We start from the raw sequence: 26,601 nt of genomic DNA on the forward strand, positions 1-26,601 counted from the left end.
CCTGGTTTTTCTGTTTCCTCACCTGGTTTTTCTGTTTCCTCACCTGGTTTTTCTGTCTCCTCACCTGGTTTTTCTGTCTCCTCACCTGGTTTTTCTGTTTCCTCACCTGGTTTTTCTGTTTCCTCACCTGGTTTCTCTGTTTCTTCACCTGGTTTCTCTGTTTCTTCACCTGGTTTCTCTGTTTCTTCACCCGGTGTTCCTGTCTCTCCACCTGGTTTTCCTGTTTCTTCACCTGGTTTCTCTGTTTCTTCACCCGGTGTTCCTGTCTCTTCACCTGGTTTTCCTGTTTCTTCACCTGGTTTTTCTGTTTCTTCACCCGGTGTTCCTGTCTCTTCACCTGGTTTTCCTGTTTCTTCACCTGGTTTCTCTGTTTCTTTTTTATTTGTAATTTGAAGTTTTACAACTTCAAATTTTTGATTAGAAATCGTAAATTCGATTTCCTTATCAGATAACTCATAACCTTCTGGCGCTTGAACTTCCTTTAAAATATAATCTCCTGGAACCAGTTCTTTCGAAGTTGCTTTACCATTTTCATCTGATGTTAATGTGTCTATTTTTACTCCATCTTTCAAAATTTCAAACACTGCGCCTGCTAATGTTTTATTTATATCATTAGCATCTACCTTTGTAATTTCTACTTGACCTTTAATCTTTTCTTTCACTTTTTCATTCAATACTTCTTGTTTCACTACTTCATTTGCTACAATGTTTACTTCCACTGTTACTTCTACTGCTTTGTAGCCTTCTGGCGCTTTCGTTTCTTCTAACGTATACTTTCCTGGCACTAAGTTTTCGAATGTTACTACACCGTCTTTATTCGTTGTTTTCGCTTCTCCAACTACTTGACCAGCTTCGTTTTTTAGTTTAAATTCTGCGTCTGCTAGAACTTTTCCATTCTCTGCATCCTTTTTGATTACTTGTAAGCTTCCTAGTTCTTTCGCATTTTCTACTTGTACTTGTAACACTTTATTTGCTTCCACAACGACTTCAATTTCCTCTTTTAACAACTTATATCCCTGTGGTGCTTTCGTTTCTTTTAATGTGTATGTTCCTGGTTCTAATTTCTGAGAGATTACTTTACCTGTTTTATCTGTTCGTAATGTCTCTACTTCTTTACCATCTTTATACACTGCGAATTCTGCGTCCGATAATAGCTTCGTTTTATCATTTGCATCTACTTTTACGATTTCAAATTGACCTGTTACTTTTTCTTGTATCTTTTTATTCAACACATCTACAGTAACTACTTTATTAGCCTCTACATCAACAGAAGCTGAACTAGATGATAATTCATACCCTTTCGGGGCTGTTACTTCTTTTAATGTATAGCTTCCAACTGGAAGTTGTTTCGATAAAGCTTCACCTTTATCGTCTGTAATAATTGTTTCCACAACTTTCCCATCTTTATCTACAACATCAAATTTTGCACCTGGTAGAAGTTGACCAGATTCACTATCTTTTTTCAATAATTTAAATTGGTCAGTCTCTACTTTTTTTGTATTCTTCATAACAATTTTCATTACGTTTGTGCTATCAATTGTTACTTTTACTGGTGTATCGATTTTTATATATCCCTCTGGTGCACTTATTTCTTTTACAAAATAGTCACCAAATGGTAAATCTTTAACTTCCGCAATACCCTTTTCGTTTGTTGTAACCGTATCTACAACATTATTCTCTTTATCTATAACATCAAATTTTGCGTCTTTTAAAACAATGTTTTCATTGTTTTCATCAACTTTTTTAATTTGCAAATTTCCTTTTTCAGCTGTTGGCTTATTCCATTTCGGCCAATTAAATTTAAAGTTATGAACCTCAAAGCCATCTCTTTGGTGTAATCCACCAACAAAGGCTTGTCCGTTAATAGAGCCACCCTTTGTCTCTACAACTGCATTAGGTGCAAATACACTCCCTACTACACCATAGCCTTTAGTTGTTATCTTTTTAGCATTAGGGAATACCCAAATGACTTTACTAGCTAACTCAGTAAAAGATGAATTAGGGTCGTATGCTTGAGATGTATTAATTAAGTCTGTTGCCATCCCAGTGTTTTTTGTATCATACAAAATTGCACCACTAGCAAAATTAACTGTTTCCGCATCTGAATAAATAACAATAAAATCTTTATTGTCTACATTCGGAAGGAAAACGTCTTTTACATCAAATGTTTTCTTTCCATTTTGTCCTGAAGAAACGTAAATATTAGGATTATTTACATCTTCACCGATCCCAAAGGTCATACCCGATTTTGGTTTATCAGTATGTAATTGGCCCGCATCCTCAATTACGCTATCAACGTCTTTTCTAAACTCTTTAAATTTAGCATCAATCTCCGCTTGCTCTTTATAAGAAATACGGTCATATGATGACTTCATTGCACCTTCTGGGTCACCATCTTTTGTCATCGCCACTGTTCCATCTTGAACAATTACTTGTCCTGTTCCCGCTTTCGTAAATTGACCACCTAGTAATAATGATGGATATCCTTCCTCTACCCATGTTGCTCCAGCTAAGTTATGTGCTCCAGTTGCAGCTGCTAAGACTGTATAACTTGATGCATTCATATTTTTTTGAATGGCCATCGCACCTTCAATATCTGCACTCGTTGCACTATGATCTCCAAAAATGACGGCGTTGTAATAAGATACATCACCTAAACCTTTTAATTCTGTTGTAGCTGCCTCTGCTTTATTTGGTAAATGGATTAAAAAATTCATACATACTAGTAACACGACTATAAAACTACTACTTAATTTTTTTATTTTTTGATTATATGATTTCGTCAAAAAATTCATTCCCCCTTTTAAAATTCCTAGATTTACGAAAAGAAGCTCATTTCATATGTACCAGGTCTTACTCACATTAACTTAAAATAATCCATTTAAACAAACCAAAGAAACTCTACAACTAATTAATAATATTACTACAATTCATTTTTGAAATAACACGTGAACTAAACTAACATGCGAAGTATTTTTTACGTATGGGAGCTCAATAAAATTAACATGGAGAATATTTCATGTGGTGTAACTATTTTGGCAACATCATCCACTTTACAATAGTTTGCTAAAGGATTCAAGTGAATTGTATACATTTTAGACACAATTCACCTTTATAAAACGCTTTCACTTTTCGAATAAAACCAATAAAAAACGTAGCCAAAAGCTACGTTTTTCCTTTATTGTTTCGGTGTATTTTTATGATTTTTCAAAAACGGAAGCGGGAATTGCTTACGGAAATGTTCTTTAATCATATACTCTACGCCGTTCTCACTATTTGAACGTGTAATCCAGTCGGCTGCTTGTTTTACCTCTACAGGCGCGTTTCCCATCGCTACCCCGAGACCTACATTTTCAATTACCTCTAAATCTTCCATGCTATCTCCAATCGCAACCATTTCATTTAGCGAAATATTCAAATGCTCTCCAAGCAATTGTAATCCACGTAATTTTGATACGTTTTGCGGCAAAATTTCTATTCGTTTTGAATCACATTCAACATACTCTAGATCTTGAAACGCTTTTCCTAGTGTATTGAGCCCTCGTTCTTTTTCACCTTTTGTTTGGAAAAGAACATCAATTTTGGGCGCCGCTACTGGATGATCACGAAGCGCATCACCTAATGAATCTACAAATTGAACTGGATAAAATAACGGATCTGCACTCGATAACACAGTACGTGCAATTAAGTTTGGTGTATTTCTCTCGCGATTTCCGATTGAAAAACGTTCATGAGAAATGCGGACGTTACAATCAAAGTGCTCTAATACTTGCACAATGTTAAACGTCTTCTCTTCCGATAATCTTCTTTGAACATAAGGCTTATCTAACGTTGCTGAAACGAAAGCACCACCGTGTGTCACTAATATAGAATCTAATTTTAACGCCTTTGCTACTTTATGAGCAGATTGAAAATTACGGCTCGTAAATAATGTAACGTATACGTCTTTTCTTTTCACAAATTCAATTGTTTCTCTTAATCCTTTTGCAATTTTTCCGTTGTTGTATAGTAGTGTCCCATCTATGTTAAGAGCTAGTAAGCGATAAATCATGTCGCACTCCCCCTCTTCGCTGTTGTACTCTATCCATAATTTATGAAATAAATGTAGCAAATAGAACGAGTTAGAATTACTACTGAAAATTTGGTTTACTATATACATATACACTCAGTAAAGGAGATAGTACAATGCAGGCACCTCCTTCCTTTTATGAAGGCGATACGTTAGAAATAGCAAAGAAATTACTCGGACAAAAGCTGGTTCATATTGTAGACGGAATAAAGCGAAGCGGCATCATTGTTGAAGTAGAGGCATATAAAGGTCCCGATGATAAAGCCGCACATAGTCACGGCGGCAGACGAACAGATCGCACGGAAGTTATGTTTGGTGCACCAGGACATGCTTACGTATATTTAATTTACGGTATGTATCATTGTTTTAACGTCATTACAGCGCCAATTGGTACCCCGCAAGGCGTGCTCATTCGAGCCCTTGAACCAGTAGATGGAATAGAAGAAATAAAACTAGCACGCTACAACAAAACCGACATTACAAAGGCGCAGTATAAAAATTTAACAAATGGCCCTGGCAAACTATGCCGTGCACTCGGAATTACTTTAGAAGAACGAGGCGTATCATTACAAAGTGACACATTGCATATTGAACTCGTCCCAGAAGAAGAACACATATCATCACAATATAAAATAACAGCAGGACCTCGTATTAACATCGACTATGCAGAAGAAGCTGTACATTATCCGTGGCGTTTTTATTATGAGGGGCATCCGTTTGTTTCAAAGAAATAAACGATATCAACGATTTTTCAAATATATCTATCATAACTAAAAATATACCAACGATTCGACAAGGAATATCGACTTACCGACAAATAATGACATTACGAATAAAAGAAGACTGTTCCAAAATGGAACAGTCCCTCCCTTTTACTCCGCACCTTCCGCAGTCGCAATATTATCCTCTAAATTTTCTCTAGATAATTCAGCCGCCATAAAGTCAGCTGTTTCTGGAAGTGCTAAATGCATATGAGCTTTTTGACAAATTTGGATCGTACAGTTTTCAACAACATAGTCGAAAACATGTCCGCCTCCGCTTCTTTCATCATCAATATAATGTAAGTGGAAACCAGCTACCCCAATACCTTGCGCATAATCTGGTGTCCAAAATCCAGCTAGCGTACCTTCTGTATCTTTAAATGAAAAGATTGGTTGTGATTTCGTCACTTCAACGAGCGGTGTATACGGTTTTTCTTGTCTTGGAACAGTTCTCGTTCTTATTTCACGGAACGTACCATCCATTCGAATCGCATAAAATAAGTTTTTACTAGGCATTAATTCATGTAATAATGCTTCAACTTCTTCGCGATTCATCGGACGCTCTACTGTATAACTCATTTCTTTTTCAAAAAACGTTACAGTCGCAAACGGTGTTGTTTCTTCTGGTTCTACTTTTTCTGCTGAACCGTCTGAACGTAAATGATAAAACTCATTATCAAATGCGATCATTTCACCATCTAATTGATCAAATGTACCGATGCCGAAATCACCACGTTCTTTTAGTTCCTCAAAGCTAATCACACCGTCATATATACCATCTAATAGCGCAAGCATTGTAGATGTTTGATATACTTCGTTATTCGTTTTCGTTCTTTTTGCATCAATATCAATTAATTGCGCAACAGTCATCTCAAATCTGCCTCCATTAGTTTAATTGGTTTGGTAATAATTTCTCGCTTAATTTAATGTTGTCACGGTAATCGATTGGAATATCAATAATGACAGGACCGTCTGCTGCTAGCGCGGATTTTAATACACTTTCTAATTCATCAGGCGCGTTAACACGAAGACCTGTCGCACCGAAACTTTCTGCATATTTCACAATATCAACATCACCGAACTCTGTAGCTGATGTTCTACCGTATTTCATCATTTGTTGGAACGCAACCATATCATACGTACCATCTCTCCATACAAGATGTACGATTGGAGAATTTAAACGTACTGCTGTTTCTAACTCCATCGCTGAGAATAAGAAACCACCGTCACCTGATACAGAAACTACTTTCTTACCTGGTTCTACTAAAGTAGCAGCAATTGCCCAAGGAAGTGCAACACCTAACGTTTGCATACCGTTACTAAATAATAGTCGACGTGGTTCATAAGAACGGAAACATCTTGCCATCCAAATGTAATGGGAACCGATATCGCACGTAACAGTTGTATCGTCATCAATTAAAGAACGAAGTGTTCGAATAACTTGAAGCGGATGCGTAACACCTTCCGAAGCACGGTTTGGAACTTCTGCTTGTTCTGATAATTTCGCGCGTAATCTTTCTAACACTGCTTCTGATTTCGTACTTAATACAAGTTTCGGTAATTTTTCTGCGATGCTATTTACAGTTAAGGCAATATCGCCAATTAATTCACGCTCTGGTTGGTAATCATGGTCGATATCTGCTTGATGGTCATCAAGATGAATAATTGTTCTATCTCCAAGTTTATTCCAAAACTTTGGATCATACTCGATTGGATCATAACCGATAGAAATAACAAGGTCTGCTTCTTCTAGTAAAATATCACCTGGTTGGTTACGGAATAATCCAACGCGGCCGAAGAAATGATCTTCTAACTCACGTGAAATGGCACCAGCTGCTTGATATGTTTCAACGACAGGAAGTTCTGTATCCGCAATTAATTCACGAACAGCTTTCGTTACTTCATTTGTGCTTGCTCTCATACCAAGTAAAATAACTGGTAATTTCGCTGATTTTATTTTGTCTACTACATATGTAATATCATGTGTGGGAGCGATTCCGAGCTGTGGCTTAGAAAGCGCACCGATAGACCCTACAGTCGTTTCCGCAGTCATAACATCTTGCGGAAGACTTACTAAAGTAGCGCCTGGATTTGTAGAAGTCGCACTTCGGAATGCATTTGATAGTGCTTCTGGCACATTATCAGGATGCTCTACTTCTACGCTATATTTTGTGATTGGTTCGAATAGTGCAGCATTATCCATAGATTGATGCGTACGTTTCAATCTATCAGTACGCGGAACTGCACCAGCTAAAGCAACAACGGGATCACTCTCCGCATTCGCAGTAACAAGACCGGTCGCTAAATTTGATGTCCCTGGTCCTGAAGTTACAAGACACACACCCGGTTTCCCTGTTAATCTACCAATCGCGGCTGCCATAAATGCTGCGTTTTGTTCATGACGACAAACAATTAACTCTGGTCCTCTTTCTTGCAGTACATCAAATACAGAGTCAATCTTCGCTCCTGGAATACCGAAAACATGTGTAACACCTTGTTTAATTAAACAATCAACAACAAGATCTGCTCCTTTTGTTTTTGTCTTCACGTCGTTTGCTTTTACATCTGTACTCAAACTAATCATTCCTTTATTTCATAATGTGTGTAATAAAGATTTTTAATTTCACCTAGTTAATTAATGTGGTGAAGTATTATTTATCATTATATTACAAATGCATTATTTTTCCAAGAATATGAATATGACATTATTTTGACAACCAATAGAGAATGCGCTTACAACTCTTTGTTTATCCTAAAATAATATTTTTATAACTTCTCTAAAAATGTAAGAGAAACTTCCATTTCGTTACAGTATTAAAAACTTCACAGTACCTTGCAAAGAACACTAGCAAATGATATATTTGTAAATATTGGAATACCCATTAATTGGAATGCACTTTATAATTCGTATCCCCCTTTCAAAATATAGCATTCTCAACTTTAATTCATCATTCAATAAAGGAAAGTGATTGTTATGAACAAAAGTGAATTTTTAGAACAACTTGGTTCTTCCCTGCGGAATATGCCTAATGCAGAGAAGAAAGATATTATTTCGGAGTATGAAACCCATTTTATCAGTGGTAAACAAGATGGAAAATCTGAAGAGGAAATTTCTAAAAAACTAGGAAACCCTAAAACTATTGCTAAAGAACTTACTGTTTCCTATGCAATAAGCAATGCTGACAAGAAACGAAGCGTTAAAAATATGATAACCGCACTATTTTCTGTTATGAGCTTAAGTGTTTTAAACTTTACCTTTATCATTATCGCCTTTTTCGTACTACTCTTTTTATTACCGATTCTTCTAGCACTTATCATTGCCACTCCATTATTAATTATTTCACCTATTTTATTAATAGGATTAGGATTCTTTAAAGGGTTTCATCAAATTAGTTATTCCGATGTTTATAATGTGTTCATCGCTTTTTGCGTCGGTTTACTCATATCCGTCATATGTTATCAAATGGTCAAACATATATACGCACTTTTAGTAAAGTATTTGAAATGGAATATAGCTATTTTACAAAGATACTAATGAATGTAAAAGGAGATTAATATGAAAAAGTATATTTTATACCTACTCACGTTACTTACAATTTTATTTCTATCAGCTTGTTCAAACAGTGTACAACATAAGAAAGAAAACGATGTACAATCTATTAAAGATGTTACGGTTAAAATTCCAGAAACTATATTCACTTCTTCAAAAAAGAATGAAACTATTAATGAAGACGAGATGGAACAAAATATAAAAACTTATTTAGATTATAGCGGAGAGTTAGACAAAAACATCGTTCCACTTTCGTCAACCATGTCTGACGAAGAAGTCACGGAATCCGTTCGGGAGAAATTAAAACAACTAGTAGATTTAGCGCAACAAAACGATGCGAATTTCCTTAATTTTATTAATAACAATACGATCCCTAATGATTATAAACAGCCTTCAAAGGAAATTCATGATTACATTTCAGCGTCTACGGCACTTTCAGTAGAACTAGAGCAAGAATTAGACAAACTCGCTGAAGATGGTAACTTGTTCAAGACTGATTTTTCTTTTACAAAACGCTTTGAGAAAGTTAATGGTAGGAAGCAAAAAGAAATTGAAAAGTTTTTGAAGGAGAAGAATATTGAGACTGAGTATTTCCACAAATAACAAACAAAAAAGACGCCCCTATACTAGGAGCGTCTTCTCTCATTACGCTTGTTGTTGCGCGTTATATAATTCTTCAAGTGGCTTCATGATAATTTTGTTAACGTCAGTGATAACTGTATTTAAGCGTTGCTCAGTTTCCATTAACTTTGTAATTTTAGCATCTTGTTGAATGCGAACTACAACTTCTTGTGCTTGTTGGTTGTCTTCTTCAGTGATTTCTTGACCTTGCATCATTTTTTGTTGTAGGCTAAGTTGCATTGTACGGAACTCATCGAATAAGTTCTTTGAAGCTGCATCAGCTTGAACTGCTGCGTAGCTCTCTTTTAACGTTTTGAAATCATCGTTTTCAGCGATTGCTTTTTGTAATTCATATGCTACATCATGAATGTTTTTTGTCATTTTATTTTTCCTCCTTTAGAAGGCTAGCGCTTTTCTCTCGCACTGCCTTTTACGTGCATTTACATACGCACCTCTTCTTACCATATCAAACTATGCAAGAGATGTGAAGAAATTTCACTTTTATTTCTATGTACTCACCTTATTATCTAAGAAACAACAATAGCAATCCTTGCACGAGTCCGATCATTCCGCCTAATAATGCTCCCAAATACGTAATCATTTTTAGTTCATTTTTTGTAATGGACAGAACTAAATCTTCTAGTCTCTCCGTTGAAAATGTGGATACTTCTTGCTGGACGATTTCCGCAAGGTGAAGATTATTTAATATACTCGCTACATTTTCTGTTCCCCACTTCAAGCCTTTCGTTACTGCATTCGGGACTACCTTTTCAATAATTGTTTCTCGAACTGGCTCACATACTTGCTGTACAGATTGGTTTAAAAACTTACTCACTGTTTCCTCAACTTTAACTGCTGACAATATGGAGCTTACAATCATTTCTTTTTCTACAAACGTTTCTAACTCTTTTACATCTTTTCCTTTTAACTTCTCCCACTCTTTTTGCAGTACATCAGTTAAAAGTTGTTTCGTGCCATCTTGCCCTAAAAACTTAATAACTTCTGGCTGCACACGATCCACTACACTTACATTCCCTAAAAACATTCCGACTAAGTTAAGCAGCGTTCCCCTGGAAGCAAAGAAATCATCAATCATTTTGGAAAGACGAGCTTTCCCTTCTTCACTTTCAAAAAAACTAATTCCTCGCTCTAAAATAAACGCCGAGACATTTGGGATCGCATTCTCTATTTTTTCATGAACAGAATGAGGTAAGGCTTGTTCCCATGTATATGTATAGTACTCCGCTAAAAATGCCTCTATTTTTTCTGTAATCACATGTTCGATTTTCCCGGTTGCCTCTTTTTCTACATGCGCTACGTTCCATTTTTCTAACATTTGTCTTAACGACTGTTCATTCGTAATTACTTTATCCACTTCTACTTGTGCCCATTGGATTAAACCTTTTTGAAACTCTTCATTTGTTAACTTCTTTCCGATTCCTTCTGGCGTTAACAAATGCTCTACAACCATTTTCCCTAATTGAACAGCAAGCTCATCACGGCGCTTCGGAATTAATCCTGGTGTAAATGGCACTTGAAACTTACCAATATAAATAGGGCGATGAGGACGAAATAACATTTTTATCGCTAAATGATTTGTGAATCCCCCAATAATTGCTCCGAGCCCTGTCGTCGTTAACATACTTAACCATATATTCATTACAATCAACCTTTCGCTTCTCCAAAACTATAGCATATCATCATACGGACAAAAGTATAATGGTATAAAAACGTATTTGCAATATATAGCTTCTCCTATTATGTCAACATTTTGTTAGTAAAGGAGTGATTTCGTTGGTTCTCGGTATTTTAACTTGCTGGCCTCATTATGAGCAAACGTATTACACCGAAATCGCTAAACGTGCTCGGCTTTATCATAATGTCGTTGCCCAGTTTACGCCATTTGGTATTGATCCTAAAACAGATCTTATTTCTGGTCTGATTTATGATACGGATACAGGAAAATGGAAAGAACAAATATTCCCTATTCCTTCTTATATATACGATCGTTCTTCTTTTAACGAGGAAACAGACCTCGAAAAAGCAAAGTCAATTATTCACTCATTACACAACCGTCCTTCCACTACCTTTTTAAATAACACACTCATTGACTTAAGCGAACTACATGATGTATTTCTCACGAATAAAAAATTATCTCCTTATATACCAAAATTTGAAATAGCAACGATACAAAACGTTTTCAAACTGTTATTAAAAACAAAAGATATTATTATACGTCCTACTCATACACATTCCAATGATAGTCTGTACCGGGTCGCTTATAAAAATAAAACGTTTCATATTGATACAATAAATGACGCCTATCATACTTCTACTCCAATTAAACGGACTGATGAATTTATATCTTGGTACAAATCTAATATACGTTCAGTACGTTACATCACCCATACCATGCTACAATCACCAAATCAATTAACATACCCACTCCATATTCGAACCATTTTGCAAAAAAATAAAGAACGAGAGTGGAACGTTATCGGTCAATTTATACAAAAAAGCTCATTTCCAAATCAACTTTTACTTTCGGCAACGGATGATTCCTCGCTGCATTCATTTTCAAAAATTAAATACGTACTATCTAGTACCGGTGTACAACTATTACAAGACGCTTTACAAGACATTATAAATGAAGTGTTTCAAACACTAGATCAATCTTACTCTTCATTATTCGAGCTAGAGCTTTCCACCATTATGGATCAAAAGGGGGCTATTTGGCTTATGTATGTCAACACGATTCCCCCGTACGAACATTACATTCGTCATAGTGATTCATTAGCCGAAAAAATATATCATGGACCACTAAAATTTAGTCGCTTCACACCATAATGAAAGGGGGTAAACCCATTTTGAAAGAGCACATATATACATTAAACATTTCTAATGAGCATCCAAATAGTATTACTTTACCTTATATTTTTTCCATTACACCACCTATTACATCCCTTTCCTTCGGCGTACGCCATGTTGCAAGTGAAGATGTAAAAATTCATTATTCCTTTACTCGTGAAATCATTATCGGACAACAAATTGCAGAAAGGCTTTTACTTCCTCATTCCACTACTATCCATGCATTCACTCAAAATGAAACCATTATTTTCGGACCATTAATCGGGATTTTTACAACTGGTTTTAACGATGACTCTTCTAATCCTTTAGGAAACCGTTCAACTTCTCTTGGCGAGTTACTAACGCCGCCATTCACTTTGCGACCATTTGTATTTGTTTTTGGTGTGCAACATATTGACTGGGAAGACGAAACAATTGAGGGATATTTCTTTCAAGAGCAGCAGTGGATAAAGAAAAAAGTCCCTTTGCCGAATGTCATTTATGACCGATTACCAAATCGGAAAGCCGAAAATTATAAACCAATCGTAAGGGCAAAAAGAAAATTAGAGCATGACTATGCTATTCCATGGTTTAACCCAGGTTTTTTTAATAAATGGGAAGTGCATCAACTTCTTATGAAAGATGAATCCATTGTGCCGTTATTACCAAACACAGAAACATTTCAGCACTTCGAACAAGTTGAACGATTTCTTGGAACGTATAAATCCATTTACATGAAACCGATTCATGGTAGCTTCGGTAGAAATATTCATCAACTATTTTATTCTCAAACAGAGAATTGCTACTACTGTCGTTATCGCGAAAATGAAGAAAATAAACTAAGAAAGTACCAATCATTAGAAACGCTTCTGAACCATGTGTTAAAAGGACATGATTTAAAAAAGTTTATCGTACAACAAGGTATTTCCTTACTTCGCTTCGACGGGCAACCTGTTGATTTCCGCATTCATACAAATAAAAATCATTTCGGGCAATGGATGGTCAGTGCAATCGTCGCAAAAATTGCTGGCAAAGGTAGCTTAACAACGCATGTAAATAGCGGTGGTGATACAAAATTACTGCAAGAACTTTTTCCAGATTCAACAAAACAAGTTCAAATTGAAAATAAATTAAAACATACAGCCTTACAAATTAGTTACGCGCTCGATGAACAAGTAACCGGAAATATTGGAGAAATTGGTTTTGATATCGGTTTAGACACGCAGGAAAACCCGTGGCTCTTTGAAGCAAATTCTAAACCTGGGCGAACTGTATTCCAAGATGAAAAGTTAAAAGAACAAAGTGAACTGACGCGCCAATTATTTTACGAATATGCCATCTACTTAACTGAGCATTCTTTGCGCGATGCAAAAGAAAAAATGTCTCAAATAAAATCAGCGTCTTCCTCAAGCACCGAGCATATCCCGTCCCCTATGATTCACTCACAAATACGAAAACAAAAACTTCCACCTCATTCATAAGGTGGAAGTTTTCTATTTATACAAGTTTTACTACAACCTCTGTTTCCACATTACATACTCCGCAATAAAAAATATGATTGCAGTATTCATTTGAATTATTATTTGTTAATCCATCTACTGCACTTAATAATTCTTGGTCCATATACGCACTATAATCGTCTATGTAATCTACAGCCTTCCCATAATCTTGGAGTATACCTTGGCAATTTTGACAAGAATATGTTTGTGATTCTAATGCGTTGCAAAGCGGGCAAATTCCCATCACGATTCCTCCATATAATTGTATCTAGCTACGTATAGGAGCGGCTTGCCCTATTCTTACTTAAAATAAGAAGTTAATGATTTGCCTCACAATAGCAGGATACAAAAAGAAAAATATATTTCATATTGCTCTTAGTTTAGCCTTCTTTCTAAAAAATACAACGATTACTCTTATTTCATACTTTACGAAATCACTAAGATTTTTTTACAAAATTTACAAATTATTTTTTTGTATATCTTTCTAGGTAACATCCATACTATGAGTACAAACTTAATTACCGATGGATTAGCGCCAACGGGGCGATAATCTGGTTCAACTCCAGCTAGTCCAACCAAAAAAAATTTTTATAACTCTAAGGAGGATATATTCCTATGGCAAACCAAAATTCTTCAAATCAATTAGTAGTACCAGGAGCAACAGCTGCAATCGACCAAATGAAGTACGAAATCGCTCAAGAATTTGGTGTACAATTAGGAGCAGATTCTACGGCTCGTGCTAACGGTTCTGTTGGTGGAGAAATTACAAAACGTCTAGTTGCAATGGCTGAGCAAAGCCTTGGCGGATTCCAAAAATAAATATATATGGCAAAAAGGTCTCAAGGCATATGCCTTGAGACCTTCCTTATTTACTGCAACATTTGTAAAAACTTCTTCGTGCGTTCTTCTTTTGGATTTGTAAATACATCTTCTGGTGTACCTTGTTCGACAACGACACCGCCATCCATGAAAATAACACGGTTCGCAATTTGATGTGCAAAGCGCATTTCGTGCGTTACAATAACCATCGTCATGCCTTCTTTAGCAAGTTCTTTCATTACTTTCAGAACTTCTTGAACGAGTTCAGGATCAAGTGCTGACGTCGGTTCATCAAATAGTAACACTTCCGGCTCCATCGCAAGCGCGCGAGCAATTCCAACGCGCTGTTGTTGTCCGCCTGATAATTGGAACGGATATAAGTCTACTTTATCCGCAAGACCAACTTTTTCAAGGAAGTAGTTTGCTTTTTTCTTCGCTTCTTCTTTCCCCATCTTTTTCACTGTAACGAGACCTTCCATTACATTTTGAAGTGCTGTTAAATGCGGGAATAAGTTATGGTGCTGGAATACCATACCTGTTTGTGTACGAAGGTTTACAATATCTTTCTTCGATACTTTTTGAGAGAAATCGAGCTCTTTATTACCGATGCTGATACTACCAGCGTTCGGCGTTTCTAGCACATTGAGACAGCGTAAGAATGTCGTTTTTCCAGATCCAGACGGTCCAATAATAACAACAACTTCGCCCTTCTCAACTGTTAAATCTATATGCTTTAGTACGGTATTATCTCCGAAACTTTTTTGTAAGTGCTGAATTGAAATCATAAAAACAAAAACTCCTTTTGTAAAAGGATTATTTTAACGTGTAGCGTTCTGAACGCTTCTCTAACATCTGCTGTACGATTGATAGTAAGAAACAAATAACCCAATAAATAAGACCTGCTTCAAAATAAACAATTAAAAACTCGTAGTTCATTGCCGCAATTTCCTGCGCTTTTCGGAACATTTCTGTTACTAAAATTAACGATGCTAATGAAGTATCTTTCACTAAGCTAATAAATGTATTTGAAAGCGGCGGGATTGATACGCGCGTTGCTTGTGGTAAAATAACACGTTTTAACGCTTGCGGGTATGTCATCCCAATTGTATAAGCTGCTTCCCACTGCCCTTTCGGAATGGAAAGAATCGAAGCACGAATAATTTCAGATGCATATGCACCGACATTTAATGAAAATCCAATAACTGCTGCTGTATATGGCTCAACTTCAATATTAAGAGTTGGAAGACCATAGAAAATAATAAATAATTGTACAAGAAGTGGCGTTCCGCGAATGATAGATACATAGATACGAGCAATCCATTGTAAAATACAACTACCTGAAATACGTGCAAGCGCCGTTAACGTCGCAAGTATAATCCCGATAATAAATGTAATAAGCGTTAATGGAATTGTTGTAAAAACAGCTTCCTTCAGCATAGGCATGAAGGAAGACTGCATAATATCTATCCAAGTAGACAATCGATCTGAAGCCAATGCACTACTTAGATACATTTTCACCGAACCATTTTTTCGCTATTTTGTCGTACGTACCGTCTTTTTTCATATCTTCTAACGCTTTGTTTACTTCTTGTACTAGCTTGTCGCTACCTTTACGGAATAAGAATCCACTTTGTGACGCTTCTTTTTCTGTATCTACAATTTTAATTTTTGCATCTTTTTTCGTTTCTAAATAGTTTAACACTGATAATTTATCATTAATTGTGAAATCAACACGGCCAGTGTTTAATAATTCTGCCGCTTGGCTAAAGCCTTCTACATTCGTGATTTCCGCGCCATTTTTCTTAGCAATATCTGCATAGTTACTTGTTAAAGATTGTGCTGCTTTTAATCCTTTTACATCAGCAAATGTAGCAGGTTTATCTTTATCTTTTGCAATAACCAATACCGCTGAAGAGGAAACGTATGGGCTAGAGAAGTCATATTTCTTTTGACGATCTTCACGAATACCAACTTCATTCGCAACCATATCAAAACGTTTTGCATCTAAACCAGCAAGTAAGCTATCCCATTGTGTTTCTTTAAATACAGGCTTTACTCCTAAACGTTTTGAAACTTCTTCTGCTAATTCAACATCGAATCCAGTTAATTTATTGCTTGAATCGTGGAATGTAAATGGTGGATATGTACCTTCTGTACCAATTACAAGTTCACCGCTTTGTTTAATCTTTTGTAACGCGTCTTGACTAGCTGTATCTTTTTTCTCTTCTTTACCGCAGCCCGCTATAATCCCGATCGCTAATGTAGTTACTGCAAGTACTGAAAATAATTTTTTCATGATGGTAATCCTCCAAGTATTCTGATAGGAATTTAAAAACTATATTGATTGTATGCAATCTTGAACAATTTTTCAATGAAAATGTTCTTATTTAGTTTATCCTTTTTCTTCATAATCAAACAAAAGGGAAAAATAATGCTACATACAAAAAATAAGTAACATTTTTTAATATAGCATTTATTGTAGGAAAGGTAAAATAATACTTCTTATTTAACTACCGTGATTCACTAAAAAAAGAACTTGCGAAAATCGCAAGTTCTCCCCCCGTGCATATTAAGCGCTCTGATTTCCTTCCATTTGCGTTTTGTACATATCGTAATAACGCCCGCGCTTTTTCATTAGTTCATCATGAGAACCTTTTTCCAAAATGGTCCCTCTATCAAGCACAATAATTTGATCTGCACTTTTAATTGTTGAAAGTCGGTGAGCAATAATAAATGTCGTTCTTCCTTTTTTCACAACTTCTAGTGCTTGTTGAATCATCGCTTCTGTCTCTGTATCAATACTAGATGTCGCTTCATCTAAAATTAAAATGGCTGGATCAAAAGCAAGTGCCCTAGCAAAAGAAATAAGCTGACGTTCTCCAGTAGAAAGTGTGCTTCCCTTTTCTGTAATTTCTTCATTTATATTGTTCGCAAATCTTTCAGCACCAACGTCACGCAATGCTTTTACAATACGCTCTTTTGAAATTTTTTCATTCTCTAAGCTAACATTAGATGCTACTGTCCCGCTAAATAAAAACGGATCTTGCAATACGATTCCCATATGTTCACGAGTTGCTTGTTTTGGCATCTCTTTTACGTCGTGACCGTCAATTGTAAGCTTTCCTTTTTCAAACTCATAAAACTGAAAGAGTACATTCATAATGGAACTTTTTCCTGATCCAGTATGACCGACAAGTGCCACTGTCTCGCCTTGTTTCGCTTCAAAAGAAATATTTTTTAACACTTCATCTTTTCCATTATAAGAAAACGACACATTATCAAATTTCACGTTCCCTTGTAAGCGAGGCATACGCTCCTCTTCTACCGCTTCCCCTTTTTCCTCTAACAATTCAAAAACACGTTCTGATGCAACACGCGATTGTTCTAAGTTAGCAAGCTGATTTACCATATTTGTAATTGGTGAGAACAATCGTGTTAAATAATCAACGAACGCATACAGTATCCCTAGAGAAATGACGCCTGTAGCACTTAATGAAGCACCACCAAAATACCAAATCACACCTGTGAAAGCGATATTTCTTAATACAGACACTAAGTTATGCGAAGTTGCGGCATTTAAATTCAAAATTTTATTTTGATACTTAAAATAATCGCCATTTAATTCTTCAAACTCTTTTTTCGTTTCACGCTCTTGACGGAACGCTTGAATAATCGGCATCCCTTGAATGGATTCATTCACTGTTCCGTTAATATCTGATAAACGTGAACGCATTTTATGATTGTATACAGACGCATACTTTCTATATAAAATAGCCCAAACAATTAAAATTGGGATGATGAGTAAACATAACGTTGCCAACTTTACATCGAGTAAAAATAGCGCAGCGAATATCCCAATAATATAGATGATACTAGAAACGAATGTTGCCAGCACCGTTACATATAAATCACGAATGGCTTCCGTATCATTCGTTACACGCGACACAATTTTCCCTGCTGGTAAATGATCGAAATAACGAATCGGCAACGTTTGAATATGAGAAAACACATCTTCCCTCATAATTTGAATAATTTTGTTCGCTGCCTTCTGCAAGAAGAACTGCTTTCCATATGCAAACAATGACACGACTACTAATAAAGCAAAATAGCCACCACCAAGTAATAATAAACGGTTTATTTCTGGTTTATAAAACGCAAATACTTCTTCTTTCGTTAATGCTTTCGCTTTATACACTTGCACTGCCTTACCATTTTGAACGGTAATCATATCACCTTTTACAGTACGTGATCCTTCAACATTCACTTTATTCGGTACAAAATAATATTGAAAACCGACCTGCATCACGCGTACTTCTTTTCCTTTTTTCTCCCCTTCTTCAAAGCGATCGCTTCGCTTATAAAAGGTGCCATTATACGAAACAGCCTCTTCACTCTTTTCTGTTTCATACCAAGGTTTCTCTATTCCAACGATATGATCGTCAATCATCGTTTTCGCGACGAAAGGACCAGCAAGCTCTGCTATGACGAAAATAAATAACATTAGCATCGCTGCAAAAATCGTTCCTTTCACTTTCATCGCATATTGAAACAATCGTTTTGAAACGCTCATATTTTCACCCCACTATCTGCACTTTCACTTTCACCTTGTTGTCTTTCAAACTGCTCCGCATACCAGCCTCCGCTTTTGATAAGCTGATCATGCGTACCCTCTTCTATTACTTCACCTTCATCCATAACCAGAATCCAATCCGCATGCTGTACGGCTGATAAACGGTGCGTCGTAATAATCGTCGTTTTTCCACTTCTTTCTGTTCTTATATTTTCGATAATCGCTGCTTCTGTACGAGCATCAACAGCTGATAAAGAATCATCCAAAATTAAAATTTCTGGATTTTGAATAACAGCTCGCGCAATCGAGATCCTTTGTTTTTGCCCTCCTGATAAAGAAACACCTTTCTCTCCAACGAGCGTTTCTAACCCTTCTGGTAAAAACTCTAAATCCTTTTTAAACGCCGCAATTTCAATTGCTTTCTCAAGCTCTTCTTCCGTCGCTTCCCTGTTCCCAAACAAAATATTTTCCTTCGCTGTTTTAGAGAACAAAATATGCTCCTGCGGTACATAACCAATCCATCCAAGTACATTTTCATTCGTTATTTTATCTAACGTCACATCAGAGACTGCAATATCCCCATCTCCAAGCGGATATTGGCGAAGAAGCTGACGTACGAGTGTCGTTTTTCCGCTTCCTGTTTTTCCAACAACCCCAAGTGTTTCCCCTTGTTTTAATGTAAACGAAACCTTCTTTAAATTTGTTTCAGTTGATGAAGGATATGAAAAGGTAACGTCATCAAACTGAATATAATCCGGCTCTTGTACAAGCTTTGGATTTTCGGGATTTTTCACATCTGGTTCATACGCTAACGTTTCATTCACACGATCTAATGAAGCATTTCCTCTTTGCATAACATTAATTAATTCGCCAATTGCAAACATCGGCCAAATCATCATCCCTAAATACACGTTAAAGGAAACAAGTTCGCCAAGTGTCACCTTTGATTGAAATACAAGATATGCGCCGTACACTAAACCAATTAAATAACTAAGGCCAACAAGCATTTTCACAGTTGGTTGGAATAGTGCATCAATTCTAGCTACCTTCATATTTTTTTCGTAGACGTCATCTCCTAAATGATGAAATCTTTCTTGATCTGCATTTTCTTGTACGTATGCACGAATCACGCGCACACCAGCTATTGACTCTAGTACTTTATCGTTCATATCACCGAACGCATCTTGCGCAACTGTAAATCTTTCATGCAATTTCTTTCCATATATATTCATTGCATACGCCATAATCGGAAGCGGTATAAGTGCCGCAAATGTAAGCTCCCAACTAATTGTAAATCCCATCATAAAGACAATCGTAAGCATATATAAACTAGAATCAACGAGCGTTAATATACCGAAACCAGCTGTCATAGCGATTGCTTTTAAATCGTTTGTCGCTCTCGCCATTAAATCACCAGTACGATTTTTTTGATAAAATGTTGGCGTCATCTTAAGTAAATGCCCCATAAATTTAGAACGCATCGTTTTCTCAAGTACGAATGCTCCGCCAAACAATTGATGTTGCCACACAAAAGTAAGACCATATCCAACGATTGTAACCCCTATTAAAATAAGAATAGACTGCATAATTGCTTCTTTCGTTAACGTTCCTGTTTTTATATTATCAATCGTAACCCCTAACACTTTCGGGGGAATAACCTCAACTATATTCACAATTAAAAGAGCTCCAATGGCGATACTATATCTCTTCCAATGCTCTTGAAAAAACCATTTTAACTTTAGTAATACTGATAACAATGTAACCTCTCCCTTCTCGTTCTCGTTTCAATCTCATTTCTTTATCCGCTATCCAGACCCATCACATTTACATTTCGTAACCCATACAATCTCATCACATTTTTCCACCTTCCAAAATTTTATATAGTAACATGGAAAATAAACAAAAAAAAGCATACCGTCGCTTGACGATATGCACAAAAATGCATAAAAAGCGTACGTTACGATATACGCAACGTACGCTTTTTATAAGACAAAGATGCCCTATATATCCGCACGGGTTGCGTAATGATATAAATGTTTTCTGCCATTTAACAGAGCTAAGCCCTTTACATTTACGATTACAATCATTACGCACACCCCCTTCATTTATTTTCCATTTATAATCTTACAACTTTATTGAGTATTCTGTCAATTGTTTTTTCACACATTAAACAAAAATATATAATACACCATTTTGAAATAAGGGAATCTTCTGTAAGAAAGGGCATACAAAATAAAAAAAGAATAAGAAATCGTTTTCACAAACATTTCATTTGAAAAATGTTATCAAACCCCCTACAATCACCTTATACTCACTCTTACAAGTTGCTATTTTAGGAGGACTAATCATGACAACTAGCAATACGTACAAATTTTATTTAAACGGAGAATGGAGAGAAAGCTCTTCAGGAGAGACAATTGAAATTCCATCTCCATACTTACACGAAGTAATTGGACAAGTACAAGCAATTACTCGCGGAGAAGTAGATGAAGCAATTGCATCTGCAAAAGAAGCTCAAAAATCATGGGCGGAAGCTTCTCTACAAGATCGCGCAAAGTATTTATATAAATGGGCTGATGAGCTCGTAAATATGCAAGATGAAATTGCCGATATCATTATGAAAGAAGTCGGTAAAGGATATAAAGATGCGAAGAAAGAAGTTGTTCGTACAGCTGACTTTATTCGTTACACAATCGAAGAAGCTTTACATATGCACGGAGAAAGCATGATGGGCGATAGCTTCCCTGGCGGAACGAAATCTAAACTTGCGATCATCCAACGTGCACCACTTGGTGTTGTATTAGCAATCGCACCATTTAACTACCCAGTAAACTTATCTGCTGCAAAACTTGCACCAGCATTAATTATGGGTAACGCTGTTATTTTTAAACCAGCAACTCAAGGTGCAATTAGCGGTATTAAAATGGTTGAAGCACTTCATAAAGCTGGCCTTCCAAAAGGTCTTGTAAACGTAGCGACAGGACGTGGTTCTGTAATTGGTGACTACTTAGTAGAACACGAAGGCATCAATATGGTATCGTTCACAGGTGGTACAAACACAGGTAAACATTTAGCGAAAAAAGCTTCAATGATTCCACTTGTATTAGAACTTGGTGGTAAAGACCCTGGTATCGTTCGTGAAGATGCTGACTTACAAGACGCTGCAAACCATATCGTAAGCGGTGCATTCTCTTACTCTGGTCAACGTTGTACAGCTATTAAACGTGTACTTGTACACGAAAACGTAGCGGACGAGCTTGTTAGCTTATTAAAAGCGCAAGTAGCTGATCTATCAGTTGGATCTCCAGAACAAGACAGCACAATCGTTCCATTAATCGACGACAAATCTGCTGACTTCGTTCAAGGTTTAGTTGACGACGCTGTTGAAAAAGGTGCAACGATCGTTATCGGTAACAAACGTGAGCGTAATTTAATTTACCCAACATTAATCGACCACGTAACAGAAGAAATGAAAGTTGCTTGGGAAGAGCCATTCGGCCCAATCCTTCCAATCATCCGTGTTTCTTCAGATGAACAAGCAATTGAAATTGCTAACAAATCAGAGTTCGGCCTGCAAGCAAGTGTCTTCACTAAAGACATTAACAAAGCATTTGCAATTGCTAACAAAATCGAAACTGGTTCTGTTCAAATTAACGGACGCACAGAGCGCGGCCCTGACCACTTCCCATTCATCGGTGTAAAAGGTTCAGGTATGGGCGCACAAGGTATTCGTAAGAGCCTTGAGTCTATGACACGCGAAAAAGTAACTGTATTAAACTTCGTTTAATCTTATATGTAGAAGCTGATCTAGTTTTAGATCAGCTTCTTTTTGTATACATACTTCAAAAAACAGAGTATGTAGTTCTACTTCTGATTTGGTTTCCCAAACCGAACTAAAACATGCCATAATAATTTTAATTCCTGAAGCACTTCCTCATAAGTTCCACGATCACTCCAAGATAATGGATTTTGTTTCAAATCCACTACAGCAGAGCCAATTATATTTGCATCGATACAATTATTCCGTGCAATGCGTCTTGCTAAAGATGGCATTTTTGAACCTCTAAAATCCATTGGAATTTCGTCTACCATAAGTATAAAGCCCATGTGCCAATACAAATCAATAGAATACTTCAGGCAAATTTCTTCTAAAGTTCTTCCTACATCCGTACCCTTAAATGAAGGATCCGCAACAAGCGCTTCCACGTCTTCTTTAAGAGAAATATCTCCATGAACTTGCGCTTCAATATAATGATTAAGATTACGGGCTGGCTCTTTGTCTGCTGAATCTATTAACGGCCTTTCCAGATTAGCCAGTAAATGATTAATGAATCTTGTTGGATTCAAATTCCCTTCCCCAATTGCAAACTCTCTTACGAATGTCTCTTCCAAAAGAGCAGCTAAAATCATATCAAACTCTTCATAAGTCCCCTTTTCTTTTGGATCTTGATGCGAATCTAAATACGTATATGTAGAGCGATAAGAAACTTTTGGAGATAAGAGAAAGTAACATGACCCAAAACGCGGAGCAGGCCCATCTGGGTGTAACATCAAATTTAGCGCTCCATACTTTGGCCGTTGGTTATTCGTTACACCCTCTAGTTGATATGCTCCTCCAAATATTCTCTTTTCCCAAAGATCACGCTCACCACCAGGGTAAGCAGATACACTTCCATTAGACAGCAATGTTTCAAACTGACTTTTATATATGCCTTGCTCAAGCAGTGCTTCAGCAATATTTTTCATATTCGAATCTAGTCTGTCTGGATGAAAGTGTAAAGCAATCCTTGCATGAGATTTTAAATTAACAACAGCTTCTTCAAATATTTCATCTGTAATATTAGACATGTTAAGTATATGATTAATTGTTGCTTTAGCCCCGCGTTTTTCGTTCTCTGCATATTTTGAAATATACTCTAAAGCAAATAATTGAGACCTTGATAAATCCATAATCAAACCTCTCCTTTAATTGAAATGACCTTAATCCTTTCAATTAAAGGTGCATTTTTTCCTTCTTATACAAATTGAACAAAAAGCACTTTAACAAATCCTAGTTATAGATACGAGCCTTTTTTATAGGTAAATTCACACATTCTACAGAAATTTGATACCCTAGCCAGCGCTCAGCAATCTGTTCAAATGATAAGGCAGAGCCTGTTGTAAAAAAGCGATGCTTCGGATTCAGGTTATCAGACAGGATTCCTTTGTGCTGTAAAATTGTGCTTAACTCTATCGCTGTTTCTTCTGCGGAACTAATAATCGTTACATCTTCCCCTAGTTCCTTTTTTATATAGGACTCTAAAAGTGGATAATGCGTACATCCAAGAATTAACGTATCTATATCTACTTTCGTTAATGGCAGTAAAGCTTGTTTCACTTGCTGCGTTACATATGCAATATCTTCTAATTGATTTTCTACAACTGTAGCTAAAGTCGGGCACGCGTGACTATGTACTTCCAAATATGTATCAAGCTCGTGCAATGCTTTTTCGTACATATTAGACTGTATCGTACCTACAGTTCCAATTACTCCGATTTCCCCTTTCTTTGTCACTTTAATTGCCGCTCTTGCTCCCGGATGTATAACGCCAATAACCGGAATGGACAGTGCTTCTTGCAGCGCAGTCAATGCAGCAGCTGCAGCAGTATTACATGCTACCACTAGAGCTTTTAACGGAAATTGTTTGAGGAACTCAACCATTTCAAATACGAAAGATTGTACCTCTTCTACACTTCTTGGCCCATACGGACAACGCTCATTATCACCAAGATAATAAATGCTCTCTTTAGGCAATTGTCTTATAATTTCGCTCGCAACTGTTAATCCCCCAACTCCCGAATCTAACACACCTATCACTGAATGTTTATGACATACAGACATATACTTCATCCCCTTTTCAATCTTCTAGCGTCAATAACATTTATTATATTATGAAAATTCAATATTACATAATAATCCCTCTCCCTTTTAATCACAAACTCTTCTCTATAATCTGATTATTAATATATCCATTGACGTATAAAAATTCATTTGTTACTCTTAAAGACGTTAATTTAATATTTAAATCCTCATTCGTATCTCGGTGAGGTAGAGGTTGCAATCATTAAGAGTATCATTTCAGGAGATGTAGTGGCATTGATGAAGGAATGAGAAAGGAATGATTGCCGAAGTAAGCCCGTGTCCACCATGCACGCTTGCTGGGTCTGCATTTAATAAGTGCAGAACTGTCACAAACGAAACGTTTCGTTTGTGGAGAGCTATCGAGAGGTATGTCGTGGGTTTCTTATAAGATAGAAAGCATGTAGCGGCAGATTACGTGCTTTTTTTGTTTTGTTTGGGACTTCTCTTCTCTACTAAGAAGACATACATATCTCCTCGCTTGACTTGGTTATACTAACTTTGGAGGTATTTTCTATGCAACAAAAAAAATGGGGCTTTTGGGTACTAACAGCTTTCGTTGTCGGTAACATGGTTGGCGCTGGGATTTTCATGGTGCCAAGTACGTTGGCACAAACAGCAAGCCCTCTCGGTGTCACTTTAGCTTGGTTAACAACAGGGTTTGGTGTTTTAATGCTAGCTCTTGTTTTCGGTAATTTAGCAATTCGTCGTCCTGATTTAACGACAGGACCACAAAGTCATGCATATGCTTTATTCTCAACACCAAAAAAGAAAAAAATGGCTGGTTTCAGTATGGTATGGGGATATTGGGTTGCAAACTGGGCAAGTAATGTTGCCATTATTACATCTTTCGCGGGATATTTATCACTCTTCTTCCCAATTATGAAAGATACACGACTACTATTTTCAATCGGTTCTTTTAACATAGAAGTCGGAAAACTAATTACATTTACGATTTGTTCCATCTTACTTTGGGGAACTCATATTATATTAACAAACGGTGTAAGCGGAGCTGGAAAACTAAACTTCTTAGCAACAACAACGAAAGTAACTGGATTCCTTTTATTCATCGTCGTTACGTTATTTGCATTCGAAGCTTCTAAGTTTGGACAATGGTACACACCGATGATCGATAAATCAGGTGTATCACACGGTCTTCTTTCACAAGTAAACTTAGCTGCTCTTACAACACTTTGGGCATTTATCGGAATTGAATCAGCGGTTCTTTTATCAAACCGTGCTGTTTCTCCAAAAACAGTAAAACGTGCAACAGTTGCAGGATTACTTATTACAGTTGCGATTTACTTAGGAATTACAATTTTAACAATGGGTGTACTTCACGTTGATAAATTACAAGCTTCAGAACGTCCATTAGCAGATGCACTAAATGCTGCAATGGGTCATGGCGGCGGGAAACTGATGGCATTACTTGCTCTTACTTCCCTATTCGGTTCGATCTTAGGCTGGATTTTATTAAGCTCAGAAGTACCTTATCAAGCAGCAAAAGAAGGTTTCTTCCCTTCCTTCTTCACAAAAACAAATAAAAAAGGAAGTCCAATTTATTCATTACGCTTAACAAACATTATGTCGCAAGTGTTCCTATTCTCAACATTATCAGGAACCATTGCGGAAGCTTATACATTCGTTATTACCGTATCAACACTGGCCTATCTCATTCCATATCTAGTTTCACCAATCTTCCAGTTAAAACTAGTCGCAACTGGTGAAACGTATAAAAATGAAATGCGAGCAAGAATTACAGATGGCATAGTCGCCGTTATTGCACTTTGTTACGCACTATGGGTTATTAAAACGGGGGCCTCCGATATTAAAACGTTCCTTCTTGGAATTGGTTTATTCGTAATCGGTTTTGCCTTCTATCCATTAATGAATCGTGATCAAAAAAAAAATAACGAAAAGAAAAACGGGCAAGTTGCATAACGCAATTTGCTCGTTTTTTCTTTTG

Annotated in this window: 22 protein-coding genes and 1 riboswitch; of the genes, 8 read left to right on the top strand and 14 right to left on the bottom strand. The window is 36.6% G+C overall.

Going from position 1 to position 26,601, the window contains the following annotated elements; translation table 11 throughout:
- Both V7S50_RS24860 and V7S50_RS24865 read right to left on the bottom strand, forming a co-directional pair.
- On the bottom strand, positions 1-2,795 hold a 2,795-nt coding region (locus tag V7S50_RS24860), incomplete at its 3' end, for a SpaA isopeptide-forming pilin-related protein (RefSeq protein WP_336376602.1).
- Positions 2,796-3,178: 383 nt separating this feature from the next.
- Positions 3,179-4,051, bottom strand: a complete 873-nt coding sequence (locus V7S50_RS24865) for a Cof-type HAD-IIB family hydrolase (protein WP_242255949.1) — start codon at positions 4,049-4,051, stop codon at positions 3,179-3,181.
- A gap of 134 nt (positions 4,052-4,185) precedes the next feature.
- On the opposite strand from V7S50_RS24865, the gene V7S50_RS24870 reads away from it, so the two are divergent.
- Entirely contained in the window at positions 4,186-4,803 is a 618-nt protein-coding gene (locus V7S50_RS24870; protein WP_242255947.1) for a DNA-3-methyladenine glycosylase, read from the top strand.
- A 138-nt stretch (positions 4,804-4,941) separates the two neighbouring features.
- Here the strand turns inward: V7S50_RS24870 and alsD are convergent, their stop codons facing one another.
- Both alsD and alsS read right to left on the bottom strand, forming a co-directional pair.
- The gene (gene alsD / locus V7S50_RS24875) at positions 4,942-5,700 is read right to left on the bottom strand and encodes an alpha-acetolactate decarboxylase (protein WP_242255945.1); all 759 of its coding nucleotides are present in this window, start codon (positions 5,698-5,700) and stop codon (positions 4,942-4,944) included.
- 16 nt (positions 5,701-5,716) lie between these two features.
- Positions 5,717-7,405: an acetolactate synthase AlsS gene (gene alsS / locus V7S50_RS24880; RefSeq protein ID WP_242255943.1), complete on the bottom strand. Its 1,689-nt coding sequence runs from the start codon at positions 7,403-7,405 to the stop codon at positions 5,717-5,719.
- Positions 7,406-7,804: 399 nt separating this feature from the next.
- On the opposite strand from alsS, the gene V7S50_RS24885 reads away from it, so the two are divergent.
- The gene (locus V7S50_RS24885; RefSeq protein WP_242255941.1) at positions 7,805-8,365 is read left to right on the top strand and encodes an HAAS signaling domain-containing protein; all 561 of its coding nucleotides are present in this window, start codon (positions 7,805-7,807) and stop codon (positions 8,363-8,365) included.
- 21 nt (positions 8,366-8,386) lie between these two features.
- Entirely contained in the window at positions 8,387-8,983 is a 597-nt protein-coding gene (locus tag V7S50_RS24890; protein WP_242255938.1) for an NDxxF motif lipoprotein, read from the top strand.
- A gap of 42 nt (positions 8,984-9,025) precedes the next feature.
- On the opposite strand, the gene V7S50_RS24895 is transcribed toward V7S50_RS24890, so the two are convergent.
- Together V7S50_RS24895 and V7S50_RS24900 are read right to left on the bottom strand one after the other, a co-directional pair.
- A complete protein-coding gene (locus V7S50_RS24895; RefSeq protein WP_060629704.1) occupies positions 9,026-9,382 on the bottom strand; it encodes a YlbF/YmcA family competence regulator in 357 nt (118 codons plus the stop codon).
- Between the two features lie 142 nt (positions 9,383-9,524).
- Positions 9,525-10,661 carry a DUF445 domain-containing protein gene (locus V7S50_RS24900; protein ID WP_242255936.1) on the bottom strand — a complete coding sequence of 379 codons (1,137 nt, stop codon included), beginning with the start codon at positions 10,659-10,661 and terminating at the stop codon, positions 9,525-9,527.
- Between the two features lie 134 nt (positions 10,662-10,795).
- On the opposite strand from V7S50_RS24900, the gene V7S50_RS24905 reads away from it, so the two are divergent.
- Both V7S50_RS24905 and V7S50_RS24910 read left to right on the top strand, forming a co-directional pair.
- Positions 10,796-11,848, top strand: coding sequence for a YheC/YheD family protein (locus V7S50_RS24905; protein WP_242255933.1), 1,053 nt, complete (start codon positions 10,796-10,798; stop codon positions 11,846-11,848).
- A 20-nt stretch (positions 11,849-11,868) separates the two neighbouring features.
- Positions 11,869-13,329: a YheC/YheD family endospore coat-associated protein gene (locus V7S50_RS24910; RefSeq protein WP_242255931.1), complete on the top strand. Its 1,461-nt coding sequence runs from the start codon at positions 11,869-11,871 to the stop codon at positions 13,327-13,329.
- Positions 13,330-13,345: 16 nt separating this feature from the next.
- Here the strand turns inward: V7S50_RS24910 and V7S50_RS24915 are convergent, their stop codons facing one another.
- On the bottom strand, positions 13,346-13,591 hold the full coding sequence (locus tag V7S50_RS24915; RefSeq protein ID WP_242255929.1) for a hypothetical protein: 246 nt from the start codon (positions 13,589-13,591) through the stop codon (positions 13,346-13,348).
- Positions 13,592-13,962: 371 nt separating this feature from the next.
- Between V7S50_RS24915 and sasP the strand changes: the two genes are divergently transcribed.
- Positions 13,963-14,166 carry a small acid-soluble spore protein, SasP family gene (sasP, locus tag V7S50_RS24920; RefSeq protein WP_000013339.1) on the top strand — a complete coding sequence of 68 codons (204 nt, stop codon included), beginning with the start codon at positions 13,963-13,965 and terminating at the stop codon, positions 14,164-14,166.
- 50 nt (positions 14,167-14,216) lie between these two features.
- Here the strand turns inward: sasP and V7S50_RS24925 are convergent, their stop codons facing one another.
- The 5 genes from V7S50_RS24925 to V7S50_RS24945 form a co-directional block, all read right to left on the bottom strand.
- Positions 14,217-14,951: an amino acid ABC transporter ATP-binding protein gene (locus V7S50_RS24925; protein WP_063223813.1), complete on the bottom strand. Its 735-nt coding sequence runs from the start codon at positions 14,949-14,951 to the stop codon at positions 14,217-14,219.
- A 28-nt stretch (positions 14,952-14,979) separates the two neighbouring features.
- Complete coding sequence (locus tag V7S50_RS24930; protein WP_242255958.1) at positions 14,980-15,678, bottom strand: amino acid ABC transporter permease; 699 nt, start codon at positions 15,676-15,678, stop codon at positions 14,980-14,982.
- Positions 15,665-16,462 carry an amino acid ABC transporter substrate-binding protein gene (locus tag V7S50_RS24935; protein WP_242255927.1) on the bottom strand — a complete coding sequence of 266 codons (798 nt, stop codon included), beginning with the start codon at positions 16,460-16,462 and terminating at the stop codon, positions 15,665-15,667. The genes V7S50_RS24930 and V7S50_RS24935 overlap by 14 nt, the downstream gene beginning before the upstream one ends.
- A gap of 273 nt (positions 16,463-16,735) precedes the next feature.
- Positions 16,736-18,736, bottom strand: coding sequence for an ABC transporter ATP-binding protein (locus tag V7S50_RS24940; RefSeq protein WP_063223809.1), 2,001 nt, complete (start codon positions 18,734-18,736; stop codon positions 16,736-16,738).
- Entirely contained in the window at positions 18,733-20,493 is a 1,761-nt protein-coding gene (locus V7S50_RS24945) for an ABC transporter ATP-binding protein (RefSeq protein ID WP_242255926.1), read from the bottom strand. The genes V7S50_RS24940 and V7S50_RS24945 overlap by 4 nt, the downstream gene beginning before the upstream one ends.
- 590 nt (positions 20,494-21,083) lie before the next feature.
- Between V7S50_RS24945 and gapN the strand changes: the two genes are divergently transcribed.
- Positions 21,084-22,523, top strand: a complete 1,440-nt coding sequence (gene gapN / locus V7S50_RS24950; RefSeq protein WP_242255924.1) for an NADP-dependent glyceraldehyde-3-phosphate dehydrogenase — start codon at positions 21,084-21,086, stop codon at positions 22,521-22,523.
- Between the two features lie 77 nt (positions 22,524-22,600).
- Here the strand turns inward: gapN and V7S50_RS24955 are convergent, their stop codons facing one another.
- Together V7S50_RS24955 and racE are read right to left on the bottom strand one after the other, a co-directional pair.
- Positions 22,601-23,686: a DUF3626 domain-containing protein gene (locus V7S50_RS24955; RefSeq protein ID WP_242255921.1), complete on the bottom strand. Its 1,086-nt coding sequence runs from the start codon at positions 23,684-23,686 to the stop codon at positions 22,601-22,603.
- 100 nt (positions 23,687-23,786) lie between these two features.
- On the bottom strand, positions 23,787-24,617 hold the full coding sequence (gene racE / locus V7S50_RS24960) for a glutamate racemase (protein ID WP_242255902.1): 831 nt from the start codon (positions 24,615-24,617) through the stop codon (positions 23,787-23,789).
- A gap of 200 nt (positions 24,618-24,817) precedes the next feature.
- Positions 24,818-25,005, top strand: a riboswitch (Lysine riboswitch).
- Between the two features lie 146 nt (positions 25,006-25,151).
- Here racE and V7S50_RS24965 point away from each other — a divergent pair.
- The gene (locus tag V7S50_RS24965; RefSeq protein WP_001186292.1) at positions 25,152-26,576 is read left to right on the top strand and encodes an amino acid permease; all 1,425 of its coding nucleotides are present in this window, start codon (positions 25,152-25,154) and stop codon (positions 26,574-26,576) included.
- The last annotated feature ends 25 nt before the right edge of the window (positions 26,577-26,601 follow it).

This window comes from Bacillus sp. CCNWLW194 (genome assembly GCF_037120585.1).
GTDB lineage: Bacteria > Bacillota > Bacilli > Bacillales > Bacillaceae_G > Bacillus_A > Bacillus_A basilensis.